Below are 20,858 nucleotides of genomic sequence, written 5' to 3' on the forward strand. Positions count from 1 at the left end.
AAATCTACTTTTCTCAAAAAATCGTTTGAATTCGGTGAAATAAGTCAAAATAATAAACTTATATAGGGATATTATTAATTTAATGATAATTTTATTTAAGCTAAAAGTCAATTGAAGCTTGAATATTCAATAACAATCGAAGGTTAAAACAAATCACTCTTGATCACTGCTTCATTTAAGAAAATTTTTAGATAGGATTCGTTATAGTGCTAATTTCCACATTCTTGTCTTACTGATCTATTGAGTCCTCTTACTTTACTTGTAACAGATTCTGAATGGTTTCTTTCGCTTTAGCAGTTGCGTGTCTATTACCTATAAAAACAAAAAAGGTTTCCCTCGTAAAAGGGAAACCTCTGAAATGTTGTCGAAACAACATTTGCAGTTATTTGTCTTATTCTGCAGCGTTTGTGTCTTTGAGACCGTATTTTTTGTTGAAACGGTCCACACGTCCGTCTGCTTGTGTGAATTTTTGACGTCCAGTGTAGAATGGATGTGAATCAGAAGTTACTTCGACACGGATCAATGGATACGTGTTGCCGTCTTCCCACTCAACAGTTTCTTGAGAATTCTTTGTAGAACCTGATAAGAATTTGAAACCAGTAGTTGAGTCCATGAATACAACTGGATGATAATCTGGATGGATATCTTGTTTCATTTCTTCTTCTCTCCTTTGCCCTGGCTCATTTGCTTCACCAGAGTTGATTTGTCGATTTTACAACATGACTATCTTACCATGTTTGGTTTTTAGATGCAATTATCTTTTTATATTTCTTTTTTGCCGTTTGTCTCCGAAATGGACATCATGAAAAGCCGCTAAAAACTCTTCATTGTTCTTTGTTTTACGCAAGAATTGAATGAATTGTTCTGTGAACTCCAAGGAATCCCCCAACATGTTGTTGCGTAAGCGCCAGGTTTCTTCCAATTGCTCGCTGCTCATCAGCAATTCCTCTTTACGGGTACCAGATTTCTTGATGTCGATCGCTGGGAAGATCCGACGTTCTGCTAAGCTGCGAGAAAGCTGCAGCTCCATATTGCCGGTTCCTTTAAACTCTTCATAGATGACATCATCCATGCGGCTGCCGGTATCCACCAGTGCGGTGGCAAGAATCGTCAAACTGCCGCCTTCTTCAATATTACGGGCAGCACCAAAAAATTTCTTTGGTTTGTACAAAGCAGCTGGATCGATCCCGCCGCTTAGTGTACGTCCGCTTGGAGGTACCACTAAGTTGTAGGCTCTTGCCAAACGAGTGATACTATCCATCAGAATCACGACATCACGCTTGTCTTCTACCAAACGCATCGCCCGTTCTAGTACCAATTCAGAAACACGGGTATGGTTGCTAGGCTGCAGGTCAAAGGTTGAAGAAACAACATCTCCTTTGACACTGCGTTCCAGATCAGTCACTTCTTCTGGGCGCTCGTCGATCAAAAGAACGATCAATTCCACCTCAGGATAGTTGTCAGTGATCCCATTGGCAATTTCTTTCAAGATACTGGTTTTCCCAGCTTTAGGCGGAGCAACGATCAGTCCCCGTTGTCCAAAACCCACTGGCGACAGCATGTCGATCATCCGCGTAGAAAGGCGTCCTGACGTTGTTTCTAATTTTAAATGACGATTCGGATAAAGCGGCGTCAGCGCTGGAAAATGCGGACGCTCTTTGGCATCTTCTGGATCTTTGCCATTAACAGACTCAACGTGCATCAATCCATAATAGCGCTCAGATTCCTTGGGCGGGCGCGCCTTACCGGCGACTTTATCACCATTACGCAAACTAAACCGACGAATCTGTGATGAAGAAATATAGATATCTTCTGCACTCGGTCCGTAGTTGATTGGGCGTAAAAAACCGTAGCCTTCTTGGCCTACGATATCCAAGATTCCTTCCATATAAAAGAAGCCTTGTTTTTCCGCCTGCGCCCGTATCACAGCCAATGACAATTCTTTTTTATTCATCTGGCTGTAATAAGGAATTCGAAACTCTTTGGCAAAGGTGTAGATCTCTTTTAAGGTTTTGTTTTCCAACTCTGCCATCGTAAGATAATCGCTCATAATTACTCCTCTATCATTTGAATATCAGCTCCAAGAGCCGTTAGTTTTTCGATGATATGATCATAGCCGCGCAAAATATACTCGACATTAAAGACGCTGGTCGTGCCAGTCGCCATCAATCCGGCAATGACAAGGCAAGCTCCTGCTCGTAAATCAGAAGCGACAACTTCTGCTCCGTGCAATTGGCTCGGTCCGCTAACAAAAATCATGTTGCCTTCTGTCGTTGCTTGTGCGCCCATTCGTGCTAATTCAGGAATATGGTTGACCCGTTTGGCGTAAATCGTGTCCATGATCTCCGATGTTCCGTTTGCTTTTAGCAATAATGGTGTGATCGGCTGTTGCAGGTCTGTGGCAAATCCTGGATAAGGATAGGTTTTCACAGTCGCTGGTTTCAAGTCTTTTGAGGGATGCACATAGATTTCATCTTCGCTGATATCCATTCGTACGCCAATTTCTTCCAATTTCGCAATGTAGCTTTCTAAATGCTCATAAATCACATTTTTGACAGTAATGCCTTCCCCCGCTGCTGCGGCTAAAGAAAGGTAGGTTCCTGCTTCGATCCGGTCTGGAATGATGGAATGGCGACAACCGTGCAATTCTTCCACGCCTTCGATACGAATTTCATTGGTACCTGCACCTCTGATTTTCGCCCCCATATTATTTAAAAGGGTCGCAACATCAATGATCTCAGGTTCTCGTGCGGCATTTTCAATGATCGTTTTGCCTTTGGCTTTTACTGCTGCCAGCATCACATTGATGGTTGCTCCGATGGAGACCATATCTAGGAAGATCCGTTCGCCAGTCAAGCCTTCTTCTTCGGTACGCAAATACATAGCACCATGTTCGTTGGTGACTTTTGCGCCAAGTGCTTCGAAGCCTTTGATATGCAAATCGATTGGTCGCGGACCTAAGAAGCAGCCGCCAGGCAATCCAACGACGCCTTCACCAAACTTCGCCAACAATGCCCCCATGAAATAGTAAGAAGCTCGTAGACTATTGATTTTTCCGTTAGGCATCGGGATCGAAACGATGTTTGTCGGATCGATCTCTAGCGTATTGTTTTCAAAATGGGTCTTCACACCCATGATTTCGATAATCTCAATTAATGAGTGCACATCTTGAATGTCAGGCACTCCTTCTAAAATGACCGGTGAATCAGCTAAGATCGCTGCCGGGATCAATGCGACAGCACTGTTTTTTGCGCCGCTAATGGTGACTTCACCTTTTAAGGGACGATTGCCGTTGATGACAATTTTTTTCATGGAATTCCACCTATACTCTTTTTTAATTTATGTGTATCATTCCAATTTTAGCACAGATCACTCAAAGAAAAAAGATGCAGGATATTTTTGATCCCCGCATCAAGAATATTTTCTTGGAAAGCAAAAAAACTCTTAGAATCGGTGATTCTAAGAGTTTTGATCTTTGATTAAGATTAAGCTTTACCAGCTGAACCGAACCAGTCGATGTGTTCTTCTGCATCTTTAACGATTGCAGCAACACCTGGTGCTAATAATTTACGAGGGTCGAATCCTTTACCTTCTTTATCTTTGCCAGCTTCGATGTATTCACGAGTTGCTTTAGCAAATGATAATTGGAATTCAGTATTTACGTTTACTTTAGAAACACCCATTGAGATTGCTTTTTCGATTTGGTCTTGAGGAATACCAGAACCACCGTGTAATACTAATGGTACATCAGAACCTACTGCATCAGCGATTGCTTGTAAGTGGTCAAAAGCAAGGCCTTTCCAGTTTTCAGGGTATTGACCGTGAATGTTACCAATTCCGCAAGCTAGGTAATCAATACCAGTTGCAACCATTTGTTTACATTCTTCGATGTCAGCTAATTCGCCAGAACCGATGATTCCATCTTCTTCTCCGCCGATTGAACCAACTTCACACTCAACAGAAACGCCTTTTGCGTGTGCTTTTTCGACAACTTCTTTAGCCAATTTCAAGTTTTCTTCAAATGGTAAGTGAGAGCCATCAAACATAACAGAAGTGTAACCAACTTCGATACATTCCATTGCTGCATCATAATCACCGTGGTCTAAGTGGATTGCAACTGGAACAGTGATGTTCATTGAATCAACCAAGTTTGTAACGATGTCTTTAGCAACTTTGTATCCGCCCATATATTTGGCAGCACCCATTGAAGTTTGGATTAGAACTGGCGCTTTTTTCGCTTCAGCAGCTTTTAAAATCGCTTGTGTCCATTCTAAGTTGTTTGTGTTGAATCCGCCGACTGCATATCCGCCTTGACGAGCAGCTTTTAAGAATTCAGCTCCTGATACTACTGGCATAAAAAATTCCTCCTAAGTTTTGAAAAACTTTATTTGTTAAGCAATGCTTAACCGACAATGCTATTTTAGCAAAGATTTGCGGTATTTGCTACTAAAAAGAGGAATTTCTCTTTTCAAAAAAAGATTGCACAAATATAAAAATCCAGCATTTTCATCATCTTTTCTGAAAGTCTAGGATTCTGTAAGGTTTTGCTCTTCTGTCTGTGGTCGTTAGATAACAAATCGGCATGTGAAAATTCGAGAAAAATTTCACATATTTTTTCGTTATTTTATCATAATCTTCCAGCAAATCCTTTCTTCTTCTCTTTTGAGCATAAGAATAGCCTTGTGAAAGCGGCTATATTATTATGTAAAAAAGGAGGGATAAAATGAAAAAAGCGCTTATTGGATTTTTGGCAGTCATCGGAGTTCTTTTCTTGGCAAGCTGTAGCTCGGGGGCCAAGGAAGAAACCAAAACATTCACAATGGATCAAAATGGGGTTTCGATGGAACTGGTCTTCACTTATGAAGGCGATAAAGTAAAAACTCAGACTGCGAACAATGTCATGCCTTATTCAGCGATCGGGGTAACGACTAAAGAAGAAGCACAAACCGTGCTTGATCCGATTGCAGAACAGTATCAGCAAGTCAAAGGGTTGGACTATTCCCTCGACTATACAGATAGTGAAGCGACTGAATCATTGACCATCAATTATGATGAGTTGGATTATGATTCAGCGAAACAATTGCCTGGGGTTAGTTTCGAAGGAAACACCGAAAATGGGATCAGCATGGAACGTACAGAGGAAATGCTCTTAGATCAAGGGTATAAGCTAAAAGAATAATCCTCTCTAGGCACCAGCAAATCAACATGGGTTTCCCGCTGGCGGATTTCATTCAAACTGCTAGCGAAAAAAATAATGCATCAGCCAAAAACTTCCGGTCGTTTTGACGGAAGTTTTTTGTGTGCAGAAATGGATACCTTCTACCAACGCTCATGCAAGTTTCAACCTTTTACGGACTACTGGGATGGCGCAACTCAAAAAAACTCCCCATCTTGAGATGAGGAGTTTCGCACATTCATTGCTTGGTTTGCCGCTAGCGATTATTATGGTTGGCGGTTATCCAATGAAGCTCCAACAAAGGCTTTGATCAAGCGTTGTGGGCGAGTTGGACGAGAAATCAATTCTGGGTGGAATTGGCAACCCACGAAGAATTTGTTTTCTGGGATCTCAACGATCTCAACCAAACGATTGTCTGGTGATACACCTGAGAAAACCATCCCGTTTGCTTCAAAGATTTCACGGTATTTGTTGTTGAATTCATAACGATGACGGTGACGTTCTTGAACAACTTCTTCTCCGTCATAAGCTGCAGCTGTTTTGGTGCCTTTTTTCACTTTACATGGGTACAAGCCTAAGCGCAATGTCCCACCTAAGTTTTCGATGTTTTCTTGGTCAGCCATCAAATCAATGATGTTGTTGGCTGTTTCAGGATCGGTTTCTGCGGAATTGGCATTTTCCAAGCCAACGACATTGCGGGCATATTCCACACAAGCCATTTGCATCCCTAGACAAATCCCTAAGAATGGCACATCGTTTTCCCGAGCATATCGGATCGCTTCGATTTTTCCTTCAATCCCGCGATCACCGAATCCACCAGGAACGAGAATACCGTCTACTTCACCTAAGTAAGAATCCACGTTTTCTCGTGTGATTTCTTGGGCTTTGATCCAATCGATCTCGATGTCAGCATCAAAGGCAAAACCAGAATGTTTCAAAGCTTCGACAACTGATAGATAAGCATCTGGCAATTCCACGTATTTTCCGACTAATGCGATGCGTACTTTTTTCTTCAAATTCAGTACCTTTTCTTCCAATGCTTGCCACTCAGTCATGTCAGCAGCTGGTGCAGTCAGTTTCAAATGATCACACACGATTTGATCCATGCCTTGCGCTTGCAGTGCCAATGGGATCGAATAAAGGGTCTCAACGTCACGAGATTCGATCACGGCTTCTGGTGCCACGTCACAGAATTGTGCCAATTTGTTTTTCGTTGATTGTCCTACGGGTTGTTCTGTCCGAACGACCAAGATATTTGGTTGAATCCCTAAGCCGCGCAGTTCCTTCACACTATGTTGTGTCGGTTTGGTTTTCATTTCGCCTGCTGCTTTCAAATAAGGAATCAGCGTCGTATGGATGTACATCACATTGTCTGAACCTACGTCTGCCTTCATTTGACGCAAAGCTTCTAGAAATGGTAATGATTCAATATCCCCTACTGTACCGCCGACTTCTGTAATGATCACATCTGAATCAGTCATTTTGGCTGCCCGCATGATTTTTTCTTTGATCTCGTTGGTGATATGCGGGATCACTTGAACAGTCGCGCCTAAGTATTCTCCTTTACGCTCTTTCCGCAAAACTTCTGAATAGATTTTTCCAGTTGTTACATTTGAGTATTTGTTCAAATTGATATCGATAAAGCGTTCATAGTGACCTAAGTCTAAGTCGGTCTCTGCTCCATCATCGGTTACGAATACTTCACCATGTTGGTATGGGCTCATCGTTCCTGGATCGACGTTGATGTACGGATCGAATTTTTGAATCGTTACTTTCAAGCCGCGATTTTTCAACAGACGTCCTAATGATGCTGCTACGATCCCTTTACCAATAGAAGAAACCACACCGCCGGTTACAAAAATATATTTTGTCATAAACTGAAAAACTCCTTTAATCTATTTTACAGGAAAAGCATTTAGAAAATAATAAAAGCTCCCTATCCATAAATGAATAGGGAGCGAAAATTCTAAATCACTTTCTGACTCTTGTAAAGAGTGCCCAAACAGAATGATACATTCTCACCTAGCAAATGTCAAGAAAACTTTATTTGATTTTTTCAGAAAAAAACGAAGTTTCCAGACAAACCGCTTTACTTATTGATACAGCTGGTTCCTTCTTTTTCTCGACTAAATTCTATGGTTATTCTTTCTTAAACAACCTTCATGTTTTCTGCACAACTTTTTGCAAATTTTTCATTGCTTCTTACGAAATCGTTGAACTCTCTTTGGCATAATACAAAGTGTAGATGAAGTCTGGCGCTTTACTCGTTTTGGTAAAAATGATCGGAACGTATTTCTGGTTATTTTTGGCAAAGACGAGGTGCAGGTTCGATTCCTGCCTTCTACGCTAGTGATGCGGTTGAAAGGGAGCTCTGAGGATCAATCGCAGCAATCCTTAGACTATTGTTTCACCAACGAAACAAAATCAACGTTCGTCCAAGCATTTGCTGAAGCCTTGCTATAAACCCCGATTTCACAAACACCTGTTGTAATTGGAATGTCTTTGATTGTAATTTTTGTCCATTCACTGGTTTTATCAACCGCAGTATTTAGTTCCGCTCCACCATAATTTTTGATATATAACTGATTGGTATCAAACTCTCCCCCAGACATTACGTAGGCACTCAATGTGTAAGTTCCATCGCTGATGCCACTAATATTTTGATAAGCTGATGCCTCGTAAGCTTGGTCCTTCCAAAAAGTTAATTTGTAGTCTCCAAAAAAAGTCCCTGCTTCCGTTTTGATCGTACCTTCAGCTGTTCCTTGTTGAAACCACGTTTGCCAATCAGAAGGACTGGTCGTTGGTCCATCGCTCTCGAAACTTGCATTTTTAACCAGATTTGTTTGCGTCCCTGCTTGTTTAAACGCACGCAAGCTTGGCAAGGCGTTTCCAGCAAAATCAAACATCGCCTGGTTGTCCCATTCGTTTCCCATAGTGGATTGAACACCGAGATAATTCATACCTGCTTGTGTTGCCCAACTCACGTTTCCGTTGTACCAAAGAGGTTCCCAGTAAAAGAAGCCCGCCCCGCGATCATTCGGCACCGCTTGAATACGATCGGCTAGATCCAGCAAATACTCTGCTTGTCCTGACGGCGTTGGTTCATATCCCCCCGCCGCTGCTTCGGCTTCGCCAAAGGCATTTGGCATAGTATCTGCATTCGCTGTTGTATGCCCATAAGCTGTTTCAACTACGATCACTTCTTTGCCATACCGTTGACTGATCGTATTCATATTGGTTTGAAGTTCATTCATTGAACCGTGCCAATACGGATAATACGATACTCCAATTAAATCAAATGACACACCCCGACTGGTGATTTCATCAAACCACCAAGTAAATGCTCCTGTATCGCCACCATCAGCTAAGTGGAGCATTACTGGAGTTGTTTTAGGTTGAGTGTCTCGAACAGCTTGGACACCAGACTTCAAAAAAGTAGCCAATCGATCAAACTCTCCCCCGTCTTCTCCCCAAGACTTGCCATAAGGCCAGAGCATGCCACTATTCAGTTCATTGCCGATCTGAACCATATCAGGATAAACGTCTAGCTGCTTCATTTCCGACAGAACGTTCTTTGTATAGTCATACAATGCCGTATTCATTTCTTCAAAGGTCAGATCTTGCCACGCTTTAGGAACATTCTGTTTCCCAGGATCAACCCAAAAATCACTGTAATGGAAATCTAGCAACACGTTGAGTCCAAGACTTTTTGCTCGTTTTGCAAGGGCAATCGTCGTTTCCAGATCATTTGTCCCTGCCCCATAACTTTCTCCGTTACTATTATAAGGATCCTGCCACAAACGCAGTCGAACATAGTTGACACCATTATTTTTTAGAATCTCTAAGGCATCTTTTGAAATACCATCTTCATAATATTTTGCACCAGATTTTTCCATATCTGACAAGATTGAAATATCTGCTCCGCGAATAAACTCGCTGGCAGATGCTTCAACTGTTTTTGAAACAGCCCCCAAAGTCCCTATCACAGCTGCAAATAAAGCGACTTTACGCAACCAAGCTCCCTTTTTCATTCATTTGCTCCTCCTTTATTGAAATTGGCTCAGAATAAATTGAACGGCTTTTTCAGGATCTCTCGTTAATCCGATATATTCTGCTCCTTTTGTCGCAACCAGCTTGATTCCTAAGCGATCGGTATCTTCTTTGATATCATCATAGTAAGAATTGACTTGCGGTGCTAAGACCACCATATCAAAATCCTTCAGCATTTCGTAATGAGAACCATAAGCACCCGCCATTGCACTGATCGGTGCTTTCGATTCAGATGCACCTTCTTTTAAAGCATTAGCTAACATCGCACTTGTCCCTGCTCCAGCACAAAGCACCAACACATTGATTTCTTTATTTGTATCGCTGATAATTTGTCTCGCTGCCACAGGTACTTCCTCACGTATAGCAGCAGAAGCACCTTCTTCGGTTGCGATCACTTCCGCTTTTTGTGCTTCTTGCTCTACTAAAACAGCATCGTATGCTTTACAAAATGGTAGATAGATCAGGAAGTCAACGACGATTAGAACCGCTGCTAAAACAAAGGCTAACACCCCCATGCCTGTTCCTAGAACCAAACCGATCGGTGCCGGAGTTGCCCAAGGTAAAACGTACATAAAACTGTTCATGCCTAGCACATCGACAAAAAACTTAAACAAGCAAACGTTTACAACTGGTGTTAACAAAAACGGAATGAAAAAATAAGGATTCAAAATCATGGGTGCTGCAAACAACAATGGTTCATTGACAGCAAAACTTACTGGAATAAAGGAAGCTTTCCCGACTGCCTTCAATTGTTTAGACTTAGCAAAGAGTAAGAAGATAAAAGGAACGACCAATGTGGCCCCAGTTCCTCCCATAGTTCCTACAAAATTTCCTAAACCGACTGTCAGTACTTTTGAAGCTTGCTCACCGGAATTGAACAATTGCAGATTGGTTTCCACATTGGCATAGATAATTGCTGCAATTGCTGGTTCCACGATCGACGGTCCATGAACACCGACAAACCAAAATAGCGCCATCGCTCCCCAGATAATAGCGATTCCTAAATAACCGTCGGCTGCTGTGAATAATGGCTGCAGCACAGTAATGATTGCTTCTGCAAATGAGATTTGGAAAATTTGCCGAATACCTAAATCAATTAAAACGGCCGCAAATACTGAAAAAGAGAAAGGAAAAATATCTCGGAAGGTTTGCGAAATCGTACCAGGAACTTCTTTAGGCATCTTAATGGTAATATCTTTCAGCACACAAAACTTATATAAATTAACTGTTAAAAATGCAGCGACAAAGGACGCCAAAAGCCCCTTTGTCCCCATGTATTCCGTTGAAAATCCGCCTTCGATTGGAGAGACGCTTAACAACAGGAAACTTACCACAGAAGCCAGCATCACAGAAGTCGTGTTGATTACTTTGTTTTTCGGTAAGCGGCGATTCATCGAATCAGCCAAGCAGCGAGCAGTGGTTGCTGAAACAAGTAACCCTACAACCCCCATCGAATAATTATAGACTTTCCACAACCAAGTGGAGACAGCTTCAGGCCATTGGTAACCAAAAATCTCAGGAACCGCAGCAATCAAAATGAATATGCTTGAGAATAAAATAGCCGGCATCGCTGTTAAAAATCCGTCACGAACGGCTCCCAGATAACTATTGCGTGAGATTTTTTCAAAAAACGGTTTCCCTTTTTCGATTTGTTTAATGATTCCATCCATAGCGTTCTTCTCCTATCCTTGATTCTGCTTGTACAGTGCAATAAAGTCTTGAATCAGATCTCTCAGCAACAAAGTGGTCATTAAATGATCCTGTCCATGGATAAAAATGAATCCCATCTCCATCTCTTTTCCCGATGCTTCTTCCGCTAAAATTTTCGTTTGCGAATTGTGTGCAAGGGTTAAATTTTCGTCGGCTTCTTTCAGTGCTGAATCAACATGCTCAAAGTTCCCTTGTCTTACTTCTTTCAATAATTTCAATAATGTACTGCGAGCGTCCCCTGAATAAGCAACGATCTCAAAACCAAGCATTTGTAATTCCTCTTTATTCATCTTTTCTTCCTCCATTATTACTTATTAAATAATCGTTTTGGTTTCACTAACTAATTTGTACCAGTATGCTGACTCTTTCGGGTAACGCTTCTGGGTTTCAAAATCAACATAAAACAAGCCATACCTTTTGTTATACCCATTTGTCCATGAGAAAAGATCCATAAGCGACCACAAAAAATATCCCTTCACATTTACCCCAGCTGTTATCGCCTTGCTTAAGGATTCCAAATAGACTCTCAAATAGTCGATTCTCGGCTGATCCATAATGATGCCATCTTCAAACTGGTCTTTATACCCCATGCCGTTTTCAGTGATATAGATTTTGTTGTAATGCGGGTAATCGCTTTTAATTCGCAACAACAAGTCATAAAGCCCTTCTGGATAAATCAGCCAGTCCCAATCTGTTCGAGGAATTCCTTCTTTATAAATGCGTTCTCCGATCCCCTTCACTTTATAAACAGAGGTCCCTTTTTCACCCGTGCCATTATGATGGATCGCGTTTTCTCCATCGTAAGCTTTGACAAAATGGCATTGGTAGTGATTGATCCCTAAATAGTCATTACGCGTGGAGGCTTTTTTCAATTCGACAAAATCTTCTTCAGGAAAATGATAGCTGGCCTGATTTGCTTCACATATCTCATCAAGAGCAGTCAAGGTTTCAGTTGAATAATAGCCTAAATAAGTAGCATCTAATAAGAAGCGGATCGACAATGCATCGTCTAAAAAGGCTGCATGCTTATCTTCTGGAGCATCTGTTGCCGCATATTTCGTCTCCAATGAGTGAACGACACCGATTTCGCCTGGAAGTTCGTTTTCTTTGAAATAGTTCACTACACGTGCATGGGCAACCATCATATTATGAAGACAGGCGATGATTTTTGTAAAATCATATTTGATTCCTGGCGGGAAAACGCCTAACAAATATTGATTGGTCGCAACAGGATAGATTTCATTAAAGGTACTCCACACTTTCACTTCTTTGAATTCATGAAAACAAAAAATGGCATAGGAAACGAATGCTTCTATTGTTTCTCGATTCAAAAAATCTCCCTGGTCAAACAAACGTTTAGGGGTATCAAAATGATGCAATGTCACAAACGGCGTTACGTTTCTTTTCGCACATTCTTCGAACACACGATGATAAAAAGCGATTCCTTCTGGGTTCGGTTCCCCATCACCATCAGGAAAAATTCGACTCCATGCAATGGATAATCTTAGCCCATTCACACCAAATCGTTCACACAATTCAATATCCTTTGCATATTGATGATAAAAATCACTTGCTGGATCGGGACTGAATCTACCCTGTTCCTCTAAAAAATCATCCCAAGCAACAGCGCCTTTGCCGCCTTCCTTAGTGGCTCCTTCAACCTGATAGGCTGCTGTGGCTCCACCAAAAATAAAATCTTCTGGTAATTTAAGCATGTACATCTCTCCTCAAATCTATAATCAGTTTCCACACTTTCTAACTGATTGAATTGTAATCGCATCCAAAACATTTGTCAACAAAAACAAACATAAATAATCACAAAAATCGAAAAAAATGATAAAAACCATTGAAATAAACATGTATCACGCAAATAATTGTTTGTTTTTGTTTGAAACAGATTGACTGTTATCCGATTATATGGTAGATTATCCTTAAATTAGAGGTGAAGACGATGCTGAAAAAAGAAAGATTGTTTACTATCGTAGAAATGGTCAATAAAAAAGGAATCCTTACCGTTAATGAAATCATCAATCAATTAGATGTTTCTGATATGACCGTTCGCAGAGATTTAGATGAATTAGAAAAATCGGGCAAGCTGCTACGTGTCCATGGAGGGGCGCAAAGTCTTTCCTACACTTTAGATCAAGAACTTTCTCACACCGAAAAAGCCACTCTGCAGATTCAAGAAAAAAAAGAAATTGCTGCCGCAGCAGCCTCCTCAATTCAAGAAGGCGAAACAATTTTTTTAGGACCAGGTACAACAATCGAACTTTTGGCGACCCATTTACTGAACAAGAAAATTCGGATTATTACAAACAATTACCCGGTTTTTGATATTCTTGCGCAAGCAGATGGACCAGAAATTTTACTAATTGGTGGTGATTTCCGTAAAAATACCGGCGCATTTGTGGGACCAATCACCAACGACAATTTAAGAAGACTAAAGTTTACAAAAGCATTTATCAGTTCAAATGGCGTTCACAACGAAGCAATTTCTACTTACAGTACAGAAGAAGGAGAAGCGCAGCAGATCGCATTAAATAATTCTCGCAAGAAATATCTGCTCGTTGATAACAAAAAGTTCAATCGCGATGATTTTTATGTGTTTTATAATTTACATGATTTCGATTTACTCATTACGGATCGCCAGATCTCGCGAGAGGTTCAAGAGCACTATGCACAATATGTCGATCTGCAAATTGCTGATTCAACCGAAAATACCACTATAGGAGCGTAACTATGAAAGGGATTATTTTTGATTTCAACGGAACAATGTTTTTGGACTCTCATCTACATGAAGCTGCTTGGCTGCACATGATTCATGATCATACAAAAGATGGTTTATCAGATGAGGATATTTTAAAAAATATCCATGGTCGAACGAATACGGAGATTTTAAAACATTTCATTTCAGAACATTTGACCGCCTCTGAGATCGCCGTATTGTCAGAAGAAAAAGAAAGCTATTATCGTATGCTTTGCTTGCAAAATAAGAACGATCTCCAATTGACAAAGGGGCTTGAAGCGACTCTTGATCAGCTGACTGACCAGCAGATTCCATTAACGATCGCCACCGCTACTGTTAAAGAGAATGTTGCTTTTTATTTTGATACTTTCGATTTAGCTCGCTGGTTTGATTGGGATAAGATCGTCTATGACGATGGCTCTTTTCCTGGAAAACCGCAACCGGATATTTTTCTTAAAGCGGCTGGCAAATTGGGCTTAGCTCCTGCAGATTGTCTTGTTATCGAAGATGCTTATTCAGGTTTGCTTGCTGCCAAGCGTGCTGGGATTGGAACAATTATCGCAATTGATCCATTCGGTAAGAATAAATCAGTATTTGAACAGGCACAGCTAAATAAAGATGGAACCATCAAAGATTTTACTGATTTTTGGACAGAGCACCTGTCAAAAGTTTTCGTTAAATCATAATATTCCATACAAAAAGCGGCTCAACCAAGAAATCTTGATTGAGCCACTTTGTTATTATTTGTTTCCATTTTCTAATTCCGACGGTTGTTATTACCGAATAAAATAATCAAACGTAAGAGCTGCAATAAGGTTGCTACGGCAGCTGCGACATACGTCAACGCTGCGGCAAAGAGCACTCTTCTTGCTTGTGGTACTTCATCTTCTGTTAACAAGCCACCATCTGCCAAAATACGGATCGCCCGTTTTGAGGCATCGAACTCGACTGGCAAGGTCACTAATTGGAAAATAAACGCCAATGAGAAAGCCAACAAGCCTAAGTTGATCAGAAACGATCCTCGTAATAGGACCCCAATCAAAATCAATGGGATCGAGATGCTGGTTCCGATATTAGCGATCGGTACGATCGCATGACGCAAACGCAAAGGAAAATAACCTTTGGCATCTTGGACTGCGTGTCCACACTCATGGGCCGCAACACCGATTGCTGCTACCGAAGTTGATTGTGCAGTGGATTGCGATAAACTCAGCATTTTGTTGCCAGAATTGTAATTATCCGTCAAATCACCAGCGATCGCTTGCACACCCACATTATTGATTCCTTGGCTTTGCAAGATGTACTGCGCCGCTTTTGTGCCGGTAATATTATTTTTACTTCTGACTTTGTCATATTTGTTAAAGGTACTTTTGACGTACGCTGACGCTGCTAGCGAAATCACCATACCGATAATTACAAGAATGAAAGTCGGGTCATAAAAAAAGCCGAACCCGTATCCGCCCATACCATACACGATAAAATTCCCCCTTTTAATCTTTGACCTTATTTTACCATTAAAGTGGTGAAAAAATTATGAAGATGACTGGAAGATTTTGTTTTTAACCTTTTTTTACAAATTCTGATTTTAGTTTCATTGCGCCGAAGCCATCGATCTTGCAATCAATGTTGTGGTCGCCTTCGACTAATTTGATGTTTTTCACTTTCGTTCCTTGTTTGATGGCGCCAGATGCGCCTTTGACTTTCAAGTCTTTGATGACCGTTACTGTATCGCCATCGACTAAAATATTGCCGTTGGCATCTTTATATACGGGTGCTTCTTCCATCGCTTGTTGCTCTTGCCATTCGTTTCCGCATTCAGGACAAACAAACAGCCCACGGTCTTCATAAGCGTATTCAGATTGGCAATTTGGACAGTTAGGAATTTGAGTCATAGTGTTGCTCCTTTAAAATATAATTTTCGCTGTAAAAAAACAACTCACCATCAGCATACCGAAAAACCATTAGAGGTGCAACCAAAAATCAGTGACCTGTAAGTAAAAAAAATCGCTTCTGTAGAGTAATAACAGAAGCGATAACTCAAGTGTATTCGAAAAGGAACTACAAAGCGTTGGATATTATTTTGAGAAATGATTCGCACAAGCATCGCCGACCCACTGGATGATTTGTACCAGAAGAATCAGCAGGAGAATCACCACAATCAAAATCGCCGTTTCATAGCGATAATAACCATACTGAATTGCTAAATCGCCAATGCCGCCTGCGCCAATTGTTCCCACCATCGCTGAGTAGCCTAAAAGACTGATCAAAGTTAGCACAAATCCACGAATCAAAGCTGGCAGACTTTCTGGTAAAATCACTTCGCGAACGATCTGTCCCGTCGATGCTCCAGAAGCGACGCTGGCTTCAAGGACGCCATAGTCGATTTCGGCAAATGCGGATTCAGCGATTCGGGCGTAAAAAGGAATCGCGGCAATCGATAAAGCAATCGCACCACCCGCTGGGGTATAAGGATCACCGATCAGCATCGCTGATAACGGAATCAGCGTAATCAATAAGATCAAAAATGGCAGCGAACGGATTGCATTGACGACAAAATCGGCCAGATGATGCAAGAAAATATTTTTATGAAAAAGGTTACTGCCGACTAAAAACAGGACTAATCCAATTAATAAGCCGAAAACTACTCCTATAATTGCTGAGGTCCCCACCATAAAGAATGTTTCCCATAGTGCTTGAGGCAGGTTTGTTTTTAAAATCTCAATCGTTTCAGCCATTCTTCTCACCTATCTTTCTTAGAGAAAAGACGTTCGCAGCTAAGTGTTCTTGGGCTTTTGCTGCTTCTTCGGCAGGTCCCGTCAAATAGATATACAAAATACCGATCACATCTTTTTTGATATACTCAATTTTCCCATGGATGATATTGATCGACACATCGTAGGCTTTCGCTACAGTCGAAATCAGCGGTTCTAACGTATACTCACCTTGGTAGCGCAATTCCAGCAAGTCGCCTTGCGTGAAAGATGCTAGAATCTCTTCAGGAAGCGTCAGATCCAAGTAGCGGCCTACCAGTTTTTTCGTAATAGGCTGTTTAGGCTGACTGAACAAGCCATAGGTCGTTTGTTCTTCAACGATGCGCCCCTTTTCCATCACTGCCACCCGATCAAAAAACTTACGGGCAACATCCAATTCATGAGTGATAAAGACGATGGTGATGCCTGTCTGTTCCTTGATTCGGATCAATAATTTCAAAATTTCTTCAGTCGTTTCAACATCTAACGCACTGGTAGCTTCGTCACACAACAAAATCTCAGGTTCGTTGGCAATCGCTCGTGCAATGCCGATTCGTTGCTTTTCTCCCCCAGACAAATTATTCGGATACTCGTGAATTTTGTGAGGCAGATCCACCATTTCCAACAGTTCCTTGATCCTCGCTTCTTGCTGATCTTTCGGATAATCACCAGCGCGCAAAGCAAAGGCTAAATTTTCCTTGATGGTTCGATTATGGATCAGATTGAAATGCTGAAAGATCATCCCGATTTTTTGTCGTACTTCACGCAAGTGTTTGCCTTTGGCTTGCGTGATGTCTTGACCATCAATCAGAATTTGACCGCTAGAGGGCACCTGCAGTAGATTCAACGTACGAACCAAGGTACTTTTCCCAGCCCCGCTCAATCCGACGATCCCGTATACTTCTCCAGCTTGAACGGAAAAATCAACGGAATCCACTGCTTTTTTGATTTGTTTTTTATGAGTGAATGTCACTGATACTTGTTTTACTTCTATTTTTGCCATAAGATATGCCCTTCTTACTCAGTCCAAAATTTCGGTTGATCAAAGTTGCTGAACGGTGATTCGGCAATCGCTTCTTTAAATGCATCACTTTCTAATACTTCCGTAACTGCCTTAGCAAAATCACTGTCTTCTTCTTCGGTGGACACCACAAAGACATTTTTATATTCTTCTTTCAACGACTCCAACGCCAAAGCATCTGCAGGATCAAGAGAAGCTGCCCAAGCGAAGTTTCCTGGTACTAAAGCTAAATCGACTGTATCTAACGAACGAGCCAATTGGGCTGCGTCTAATTCTTTAAATGTCAGATTCTTCGGATTTTCTTCGATATCATTCACCGTTGCCTTCGTTTCGTCGATATTGTCTGCGATGGTGATCAACTCATTGGCAGCTAACAGTTGCAAGGTCCGAGCTAAATTTGAGGCATCATTGGCAATCGAAACAGTCGCCCCGTCTGCTAACTCATCCAAGCTGGACAGTTGCTTCGAATAGATGCCCATTCCCAATGTTGGCACTTTTTGTAATGCCGTAAGAGATAACTGGTTATCTGCCGAAAATTTTTCTAGATAGGCCGTATGCTGAAACAAATTGGCATCGATTTGGCCATTCGCCAAGGCATTGTTCGGCTGAATATAATCATTAAACACTTTGGTCGTTAGTTGATACCCTTTTTCTTCCAGTAATGGAGAGATCATCTCTGTCACCATATCGCCATATGGTCCTGGTGCCACTCCAACGACTTTTTCTTCCACTGCATCTACACTGTTTTCAGCAGACTGTGTATCCTCTGTGCTGCTAGTATTGCCACAAGCTGCCAATGTAATTAAGACAGCAGCAGCAACTAACCCAACGATTCCCTTTTTCAACTGTTTCATTTTTTAGTTCCCCCTTTTTATAATAAAAAAACGTCCTTTCTCCATCATAGAGAAAGGACGAAACAACCATGTTCGTGGTACCACCTTTAATTCATTGGCACAAGCTGCCAACCTTATCAGTTTATCAACTGCTTTGCTGTAACGGGCAATCCCGCTGCACGCTTGCTTTTGCTCACGTCCAAACGCTCCAAGGCCATCTTCAGTCAAACGGCTGTGCTCTTTCTCACCAATCCGAGCTCTCTGATCCAATCGAAACTGACTTACTCTTCTTATCATCGCGTGTTTTTAAGTTGTGTTTAACTATACGATAGCCTCAAATGAATGTCAATTCTTTTTTTCACGAAAATATCATCTTTTTGCAATAATTTTCACAGTGTTTACAGAGCCAAATTCTCATCTAAAATCAAGCCTTCAGATACCATAACCGCATCGCCGATCAATTCTAATGCGACCTGATCAACATCAACTTCTACCGTTAACTCGCCACCCAACACGTGCAGCAAGACATTCGCTGCCGATTGCTGGTGACGTTTGGTCACGACATACGCAGTGGCACCAGAACCTGTGCCGCACGCATAGGTAAAACCTTCCACCCCTCGTTCATACGTGCGAACGATCAGATCACCCTTGTCATCTTCTTCATAGAAATTGACATTCGCCCCTTTGGGAAAAACCTCCCAATAGCGTATCTCTTTGGCAAGTTCAGCCAGCTGTTCCAACTCAGTTTCTGCCAGACCAGGATAGTGAACCACCGCATGAGGGATTCCTGGATCACCCAATTCCACATAGTCCACGAATGAAACCATTGGATTCGGGTACGCTTGATCAAATGTAGTCACGGTGGGTGGATTCAAGGTTACTTTGTAGTGTTTTGCCGACAAGCGCCATGCGGGGACATCGCCAGCAACTGTTTCGATGGTCATCTGCTCGCCAGCAATTCCCTTCTCAAAGGCATAACGGGCAATACAGCGAGCGCCGTTGCCGCACATTTCTGCTTCGGTCCCATCAGCATTGTAAAACCGCATCCGAAAATCAGCGGTTCCTGTGGGAAAATCCACAGCCATGACTGCATCCGCGCCAACAGAAAATTTCCGATGGCAAACCTGAGCAGCAAATTGCGACAGTTGTTCATGGGAGAATTTCAATGTGCGGTTATCGATTACGATAAAATCATTTCCTGCACCTTGCATTTTTGTATAAGGAATCGTCATGTTGTCACCTGCTTTTCAAAATTTTACTTGCTGGAAGCTCCCTCTTTTAGAAACGAAGGAACCACTTCATTTTGCAGCATTTGCTCGTAGGACTGGCGTTTAACGGCTAATTCCGCTTGGCCGTTTTCCACAAAGACGACTGCAGGAATCTGTAAATTATTGTAGCTGCTGGCCATCGAATAGCCATAAGCTCCTGTTGCGAACGTAGCAAACAGATCCCCAGTTTCAACGGGCGGTAATGCAAGGTCTTTTACTAAGATGTCCGTGCTCTCACAAGCTTTGCCAGAAATGGTGATCTTTTGTGTCGCAGCTTCGGAAGCGCGGTTGGCTAAGATCCCAGTGTAAGTTGCCTGATAAAGACCCGGACGAATATTGTCTGTCATGCCACCGTCAATGCTGGCGTATGTTCTGATTCCCGGCAATGTCTTGATACTGCCGATGGTGTGCAAACTGATACCTGCTTCTGCGACGATACTGCGCCCAGGTTCAATAACGATGGTCGGACGTTCGCTCTGGTGCTGCGCATAAAAGGCGTCGATTTTTTCCATCACAGGATCTAAAAAGTAGCTGTAGGGTTGGCGAATATCTGCATCTGTGTATCGAACGCCAAAGCCGCCGCCAACATTTAGTTCTTTGATCCAATAATCAAAGCGTTCATGAATGGTTTGGACAAGGGCCAAAGCCGCATCAACTGCCGCTAGATGTGAGCGATTGTCCGACAATTGACTGCCGACATGAAAATGCAGGCCATAGAAATCCAATTCAGGTGCTTGAATCACTTCTTCCACTAACGGAAATAAGATTTCTTCATCTAAAGGAATCCCGAATTTCGAATCTTTTTGTCCGGTCGAGATAAATTGATGGGTGCTGACCGAAACCTCGGGTGTGATGCGCAACAAAATTTTAGCAACGACTTGCTTTTCTTGACATAACGCGCGGATCAAGCCGACTTCTTGAATGCCATCAACGATGATCCGTCCTACGCCATAATCAAGGGCGGCTGCTAATTCTTCAATCGATTTATTATTGCCGTTAAACTCGATGTGTTCTGCTGGAAAATCAGCTTGGATCGCTGTATACAGTTCTCCACCGCTAACCACGTCTAATGAGAGTCCTTCTGACTTGATCACTTGCAGCATTGCTGTGGTGCAGAAAGCTTTAGCGGCATAGGCTGCCCGTGTCTTGCTGTAGCGCGTCAAAAACTGCGCCTGAATCTTTTGGCATTCTTCGCGAATTTCCGAAACGGAATACACGTAAAGGGGGGTTCCGAAGGTTTTTGCCAGCTCAACGGTATCACAACCGTCAATGTATAAGTGATTGTTCTTGATTTCTTTTGCCAT

General features: G+C 42.0%; 19 protein-coding genes and 1 other annotated feature. Of the genes, 3 read left to right on the forward strand and 16 right to left on the reverse strand.

From position 1 onward, the window contains the following. Nucleotides 1–391 precede the first annotated feature (391 nt). The 4 genes from IGJ25_RS15185 to IGJ25_RS15200 form a co-directional block, all read right to left on the reverse strand. The gene (locus IGJ25_RS15185) at nucleotides 392–655 is read right to left on the reverse strand and encodes a type B 50S ribosomal protein L31 (RefSeq protein ID WP_005233979.1); all 264 of its coding nucleotides are present in this window, start codon (nucleotides 653–655) and stop codon (nucleotides 392–394) included. A gap of 99 nt (nucleotides 656–754) precedes the next feature. Continuing rightward, nucleotides 755–2,050 carry a transcription termination factor Rho gene (gene rho, locus IGJ25_RS15190; RefSeq protein ID WP_005228301.1) on the reverse strand — a complete coding sequence of 432 codons (1,296 nt, stop codon included), beginning with the start codon at nucleotides 2,048–2,050 and terminating at the stop codon, nucleotides 755–757. Nucleotides 2,051–2,052: 2 nt separating this feature from the next. Beyond that, nucleotides 2,053–3,312 carry a UDP-N-acetylglucosamine 1-carboxyvinyltransferase gene (locus IGJ25_RS15195; RefSeq protein WP_005228299.1) on the reverse strand — a complete coding sequence of 420 codons (1,260 nt, stop codon included), beginning with the start codon at nucleotides 3,310–3,312 and terminating at the stop codon, nucleotides 2,053–2,055. A gap of 173 nt (nucleotides 3,313–3,485) precedes the next feature. Continuing rightward, a complete protein-coding gene (locus IGJ25_RS15200; protein ID WP_005228297.1) occupies nucleotides 3,486–4,355 on the reverse strand; it encodes a class II fructose-bisphosphate aldolase in 870 nt (289 codons plus the stop codon). 368 nt (nucleotides 4,356–4,723) lie between these two features. On the opposite strand from IGJ25_RS15200, the gene IGJ25_RS15205 reads away from it, so the two are divergent. Then, on the forward strand, nucleotides 4,724–5,179 hold the full coding sequence (locus IGJ25_RS15205) for a YehR family lipoprotein (protein WP_005233973.1): 456 nt from the start codon (nucleotides 4,724–4,726) through the stop codon (nucleotides 5,177–5,179). Between the two features lie 263 nt (nucleotides 5,180–5,442). Here the strand turns inward: IGJ25_RS15205 and IGJ25_RS15210 are convergent, their stop codons facing one another. The 5 genes from IGJ25_RS15210 to lacG form a co-directional block, all read right to left on the reverse strand. Then, nucleotides 5,443–7,050: a CTP synthase gene (locus IGJ25_RS15210; protein ID WP_060791466.1), complete on the reverse strand. Its 1,608-nt coding sequence runs from the start codon at nucleotides 7,048–7,050 to the stop codon at nucleotides 5,443–5,445. Between the two features lie 525 nt (nucleotides 7,051–7,575). After that, nucleotides 7,576–9,207: a glycoside hydrolase family 53 protein gene (locus tag IGJ25_RS15215; protein ID WP_060791467.1), complete on the reverse strand. Its 1,632-nt coding sequence runs from the start codon at nucleotides 9,205–9,207 to the stop codon at nucleotides 7,576–7,578. 15 nt (nucleotides 9,208–9,222) lie between these two features. Then, a complete protein-coding gene (locus IGJ25_RS15220; RefSeq protein ID WP_010749966.1) occupies nucleotides 9,223–10,896 on the reverse strand; it encodes a PTS lactose transporter subunit IIBC in 1,674 nt (557 codons plus the stop codon). Nucleotides 10,897–10,908: 12 nt separating this feature from the next. Further along, the gene (locus IGJ25_RS15225) at nucleotides 10,909–11,226 is read right to left on the reverse strand and encodes a PTS lactose/cellobiose transporter subunit IIA (RefSeq protein WP_010749967.1); all 318 of its coding nucleotides are present in this window, start codon (nucleotides 11,224–11,226) and stop codon (nucleotides 10,909–10,911) included. Between the two features lie 24 nt (nucleotides 11,227–11,250). Further along, complete coding sequence (gene lacG, locus IGJ25_RS15230; protein ID WP_010749968.1) at nucleotides 11,251–12,651, reverse strand: 6-phospho-beta-galactosidase; 1,401 nt, start codon at nucleotides 12,649–12,651, stop codon at nucleotides 11,251–11,253. Nucleotides 12,652–12,887: 236 nt separating this feature from the next. Here lacG and IGJ25_RS15235 point away from each other — a divergent pair, with 236 nt between their 5' ends. Further along, nucleotides 12,888–13,673 carry a DeoR/GlpR family DNA-binding transcription regulator gene (locus tag IGJ25_RS15235; RefSeq protein WP_010749969.1) on the forward strand — a complete coding sequence of 262 codons (786 nt, stop codon included), beginning with the start codon at nucleotides 12,888–12,890 and terminating at the stop codon, nucleotides 13,671–13,673. 2 nt (nucleotides 13,674–13,675) lie between these two features. Next, nucleotides 13,676–14,368, forward strand: a complete 693-nt coding sequence (locus tag IGJ25_RS15240) for an HAD family hydrolase (protein WP_010749970.1) — start codon at nucleotides 13,676–13,678, stop codon at nucleotides 14,366–14,368. 71 nt (nucleotides 14,369–14,439) lie between these two features. On the opposite strand, the gene IGJ25_RS15245 is transcribed toward IGJ25_RS15240, so the two are convergent. The 7 genes from IGJ25_RS15245 to lysA all read right to left on the reverse strand — a co-directional run bounded on the left by IGJ25_RS15245 (nucleotide 14,440) and on the right by lysA (nucleotide 20,858). Then, the gene (locus IGJ25_RS15245) at nucleotides 14,440–15,147 is read right to left on the reverse strand and encodes a zinc metallopeptidase (protein WP_005228270.1); all 708 of its coding nucleotides are present in this window, start codon (nucleotides 15,145–15,147) and stop codon (nucleotides 14,440–14,442) included. 94 nt (nucleotides 15,148–15,241) lie between these two features. Next, nucleotides 15,242–15,574: a zinc ribbon domain-containing protein YjdM gene (locus IGJ25_RS15250; protein WP_010749972.1), complete on the reverse strand. Its 333-nt coding sequence runs from the start codon at nucleotides 15,572–15,574 to the stop codon at nucleotides 15,242–15,244. Between the two features lie 183 nt (nucleotides 15,575–15,757). After that, nucleotides 15,758–16,417, reverse strand: a complete 660-nt coding sequence (locus IGJ25_RS15255) for a methionine ABC transporter permease (protein WP_010749973.1) — start codon at nucleotides 16,415–16,417, stop codon at nucleotides 15,758–15,760. After that, complete coding sequence (locus IGJ25_RS15260; RefSeq protein ID WP_010749974.1) at nucleotides 16,410–17,435, reverse strand: methionine ABC transporter ATP-binding protein; 1,026 nt, start codon at nucleotides 17,433–17,435, stop codon at nucleotides 16,410–16,412. The genes IGJ25_RS15255 and IGJ25_RS15260 overlap by 8 nt, the downstream gene beginning before the upstream one ends. Before the next feature lie 14 nt (nucleotides 17,436–17,449). Then, a complete protein-coding gene (locus IGJ25_RS15265; protein ID WP_010749975.1) occupies nucleotides 17,450–18,307 on the reverse strand; it encodes a MetQ/NlpA family ABC transporter substrate-binding protein in 858 nt (285 codons plus the stop codon). 50 nt (nucleotides 18,308–18,357) lie between these two features. After that, nucleotides 18,358–18,592: a binding site (T-box leader), on the reverse strand. Nucleotides 18,593–18,684: 92 nt separating this feature from the next. Further along, a complete protein-coding gene (gene dapF, locus IGJ25_RS15270; protein ID WP_086337891.1) occupies nucleotides 18,685–19,518 on the reverse strand; it encodes a diaminopimelate epimerase in 834 nt (277 codons plus the stop codon). Between the two features lie 23 nt (nucleotides 19,519–19,541). After that, entirely contained in the window at nucleotides 19,542–20,858 is a 1,317-nt protein-coding gene (gene lysA / locus IGJ25_RS15275) for a diaminopimelate decarboxylase (RefSeq protein ID WP_010749977.1), read from the reverse strand.

It is taken from the genome of Enterococcus sp. DIV0240d, assembly GCF_051711245.1.
GTDB lineage: Bacteria > Bacillota > Bacilli > Lactobacillales > Enterococcaceae > Enterococcus_D > Enterococcus_D casseliflavus.

Excerpts from the sequence above, each read along its gene's own strand:
- IGJ25_RS15185 (WP_005233979.1), bottom strand. The coding sequence starts at position 655 with ATGAAACAAGATATCCATCCAGATTATCATCCAGTTGTATTCATGGAC.
- rho (WP_005228301.1), bottom strand. The coding sequence starts at position 2,050 with ATGAGCGATTATCTTACGATGGCAGAGTTGGAAAACAAAACCTTAAAA.
- IGJ25_RS15195 (WP_005228299.1), bottom strand. The coding sequence starts at position 3,312 with ATGAAAAAAATTGTCATCAACGGCAATCGTCCCTTAAAAGGTGAAGTC.
- IGJ25_RS15200 (WP_005228297.1), bottom strand. The coding sequence starts at position 4,355 with ATGCCAGTAGTATCAGGAGCTGAATTCTTAAAAGCTGCTCGTCAAGGC.
- IGJ25_RS15205 (WP_005233973.1), top strand. The coding sequence starts at position 4,724 with ATGAAAAAAGCGCTTATTGGATTTTTGGCAGTCATCGGAGTTCTTTTC.
- IGJ25_RS15210 (WP_060791466.1), bottom strand. The coding sequence starts at position 7,050 with ATGACAAAATATATTTTTGTAACCGGCGGTGTGGTTTCTTCTATTGGT.
- IGJ25_RS15215 (WP_060791467.1), bottom strand. The coding sequence starts at position 9,207 with ATGAAAAAGGGAGCTTGGTTGCGTAAAGTCGCTTTATTTGCAGCTGTG.
- IGJ25_RS15220 (WP_010749966.1), bottom strand. The coding sequence starts at position 10,896 with ATGGATGGAATCATTAAACAAATCGAAAAAGGGAAACCGTTTTTTGAA.
- IGJ25_RS15225 (WP_010749967.1), bottom strand. The coding sequence starts at position 11,226 with ATGAATAAAGAGGAATTACAAATGCTTGGTTTTGAGATCGTTGCTTAT.
- lacG (WP_010749968.1), bottom strand. The coding sequence starts at position 12,651 with ATGCTTAAATTACCAGAAGATTTTATTTTTGGTGGAGCCACAGCAGCC.
- IGJ25_RS15235 (WP_010749969.1), top strand. The coding sequence starts at position 12,888 with ATGCTGAAAAAAGAAAGATTGTTTACTATCGTAGAAATGGTCAATAAA.
- IGJ25_RS15240 (WP_010749970.1), top strand. The coding sequence starts at position 13,676 with ATGAAAGGGATTATTTTTGATTTCAACGGAACAATGTTTTTGGACTCT.
- IGJ25_RS15245 (WP_005228270.1), bottom strand. The coding sequence starts at position 15,147 with ATGGGCGGATACGGGTTCGGCTTTTTTTATGACCCGACTTTCATTCTT.
- IGJ25_RS15250 (WP_010749972.1), bottom strand. The coding sequence starts at position 15,574 with ATGACTCAAATTCCTAACTGTCCAAATTGCCAATCTGAATACGCTTAT.
- IGJ25_RS15255 (WP_010749973.1), bottom strand. The coding sequence starts at position 16,417 with ATGGCTGAAACGATTGAGATTTTAAAAACAAACCTGCCTCAAGCACTA.
- IGJ25_RS15260 (WP_010749974.1), bottom strand. The coding sequence starts at position 17,435 with ATGGCAAAAATAGAAGTAAAACAAGTATCAGTGACATTCACTCATAAA.
- IGJ25_RS15265 (WP_010749975.1), bottom strand. The coding sequence starts at position 18,307 with ATGAAACAGTTGAAAAAGGGAATCGTTGGGTTAGTTGCTGCTGCTGTC.
- dapF (WP_086337891.1), bottom strand. The coding sequence starts at position 19,518 with ATGACGATTCCTTATACAAAAATGCAAGGTGCAGGAAATGATTTTATC.
- lysA (WP_010749977.1), bottom strand. The coding sequence starts at position 20,858 with ATGGCAAAAGAAATCAAGAACAATCACTTATACATTGACGGTTGTGAT.